The organism is uncultured Anaerobiospirillum sp. (assembly GCF_902485895.1).
GTDB lineage: Bacteria > Pseudomonadota > Gammaproteobacteria > Enterobacterales > Succinivibrionaceae > Anaerobiospirillum > Anaerobiospirillum succiniciproducens.
Genome location: NZ_CABTML010000082.1, coordinates 1 through 2,733, shown reverse-complemented (window position 1 = coordinate 2,733; position 2,733 = coordinate 1). Strand labels below are relative to the sequence as shown.

Here is a 2,733-nt window from a genome sequence, read left to right as displayed (position 1 = left end):
CGTTCTGCGCTCAAGCCTGCTTTTTAAGAGCTTAATAGCACTGAGCAGCTGGGTCTATAAAAAGATAATTGTCTTTTATATGCCATTCTTAAATTATAGACACAACTCCCCAATGTCAGATATATGTGGACGATGTGGTGCATTATAAGACTCTAGCTACATGGTTAGCTAACTCATTACTAATGATTCTCATTTTGATGCGCGTTGATGCGATTGACGCTGAAGAAATGGCAAAAGGTGCTATGAGGATCTTCAAAGCTTGCATGGAGCGAGCTTTGAAGATTAGCTGAACTCAGATTAGCTTAGCTTAGCTAAGTTTTAGATTAGCTGAACTTAGATTAGCTAAGTTTTAGATTAGCTTGCGCTAGCGTTCGTCATGGTAACTAACAATGCGGCTAAATGATGGAGCTGACGTGATGCGGTTTTCGATCATCTCGAGCTTTTGTTTACCTGAGTTAGGTAATAAGCAGTAGATAAGATAAAGTGCTAGCAGCGTTGAGGCTATGCACATGAACAGTAGTCCGGTAAAGCCAAAGCGGTGCAGAGCTGGCTCATAGGTTTGAATACAAAAGAGAATGCCGGTGCTGTTTGAAACTAAGACAGCAGCATAGCCAAACTCTCGAGCACGAATAGGCATTAGCTCAACGCTAATTACAAAGATGAAGATAGCGTAGGCTCCAAAGCTGAAAATGATATAGCCAGTAAATGAGATGCTCATAATCCAGTTTTTGAGGGCACTATCGTCAAGTAAGGTAGCTAAAGAGCCAATGAGTAAGAAGATAGCTGAAATTACACCACCAGTGAGTACTAAAGAGCGACGGCGTAATCTTTCTGAGGAGAATAAGAACAAGAGTACGCTAATAAACGCGGCAATGATGGCTGTGTAGATGACATAGCTTTCAAAGGTGTAAAAGCACTGTGAGTTGTCAGTGCATAACAAAGTAGGCGAGAGCTTGTTAATAAGTACGTATGGGATGATAGTTACGCCGCTTAAATTGAACATGAAGGCAGTAAAGCATAAGAATGCTAGGAGGCGGCGGTAGTTAGTATTTTGTAAGAAGAACTCAATACCACGGGTTTCACCACGGCAGCACTCATTGATCTCTGCAAGCTCACGGGCTGCAAAGCTCATCTCTTGGCGTAAGTTAAATAAGACTGATAAAGCTGCATCAGAAGAACCAGCTACGGCTAAGTAACGAGGAGACTCAGGCAGTTTAAAGACCGCTAAGGTAATGAGCAGAATATTGATAAGGAAGAGAATTACAAAAGAAATTAGCGGCTTGCCCGGAATACCTTGATAGGAAATGGCTGCAATGATGCTGCCAAAGACGACAAAGAACGGTACTAACATCAACGATAAGGCGCGGTTTCTCGGCAGCATAATCTCATTGATGTACAAAGAGGCTGAGGTTAGGTACAGACCAAAACAAAAGCCAATAACCCATTCAGCACAAAGCAGGGTAGATAAATTTGGAGCTACAAAAGAGGCGAGGATGGCAAGTGATCCTACGGTTGAGGAAACTATGATGCTCAGCTTTCTACCAGAGCCGTAAGTAATGTAGCCAGCGACGAAAGTGCCAAAAAGCAGGCCTAATATATAGCTGCCAATGATTATATCGCTTTGACTTTCAACTAATAAATACAGGCTCGATAGAAAGCCTTGATTTAAGAATACCGAGGCGATGTCAAAGCCAAAGATTATACCCATGGCTGCTACGATTACCGCGCGTGATAGAGGACGCAAGGCGAGATCTTTGTATTTTTCGGTATTGCTTAACATAAGGTATCCATAAGGCCTATGATAGGTACTGCCTGTTTAGTGGCACACACTCATTAATCCCAAGCGATAGCATACAAAACTCTCAAGAGGTCACCTTCGAAACTTAAGGAAGTTAAGTCACCTTATTCACTCTTGTTAGACATAGTAGCTATCATCAGTTAGGCGCTATAAATAGCTTCTGCCGTGCTGCACTTAGATAGTGGTAGTGCAAGTTACATGATGCCCACAAGCTAAAAGAATAAGAGTGTGGTTTTGTATGGCCTATGAGTGCCTAAGTACGAACATAATCTTAAGCTAAGATACGTGAATTACTCCCGCCAAATCTGACGATTATAGCGTGAGCTTCATGGCGTCGCTGCGCCAAATCTCATACGGTTAACAAGTTACCCGTATCGGCTGAAACACGCAGCCGCTATCAAATAGCTCCTTTACAGGAGCATTTTTGAATGCTTTTCTAATGATATTAATGCTTCCATTAACATCAGCATTGAGTAAGGCACCATTCTTTGCTTTATAAAGACCTCGCTTTACTCGAGTACCACTAAACATCGGCTTTTTATTGTTAACTAGACCGTAAGTAGGAATATCATCTAGATCTAGGCTACTAGCCTTACTAGTATAGCTCTCCTCGCTCAAAATGACATCAATGCCGTACTGTTTAGCTTTATATATAATCTTATTAACCAAATCTAGATGCGGAATGTGGGTGAACTTTTGGTTGTTAACCTTACCCATATTGCACGATGCCTTCCATCCTTGGTTATATCCGATCACAATTGTGCCAGTATCAGTTCTTAGGCACAGATCTATAATGCGCTTTGATGCCTTGTGAAAGTAGTCATTAATCCTGTTCCTGCGTTTTACTGCAATAGATCTAATGTGCTTACCTTCGCCTGCAGATTGTAGTCTTGCCTTATCTTTGTTGAAGCGATGGTTGAGTGACTTGATAGTCT

The 2,733-nt window shown here is 41.7% G+C and carries 2 protein-coding genes; both read right to left on the bottom strand.

The genetic code is table 11. The features are described 5' to 3' along the window. Positions 1-364: 364 nt before the first annotated feature. Complete coding sequence (locus tag RDO37_RS06785) at positions 365-1,780, bottom strand: MFS transporter (RefSeq protein ID WP_308498541.1); 1,416 nt, start codon at positions 1,778-1,780, stop codon at positions 365-367. A 375-nt stretch (positions 1,781-2,155) separates the two neighbouring features. After that, on the bottom strand, positions 2,156-2,733 hold a 578-nt coding region (locus RDO37_RS06780), incomplete at its 5' end, for a transposase (protein WP_308498540.1).

Excerpts from the sequence above, each read along its gene's own strand:
- RDO37_RS06785 (WP_308498541.1), bottom strand. The coding sequence starts at position 1,780 with ATGTTAAGCAATACCGAAAAATACAAAGATCTCGCCTTGCGTCCTCTA.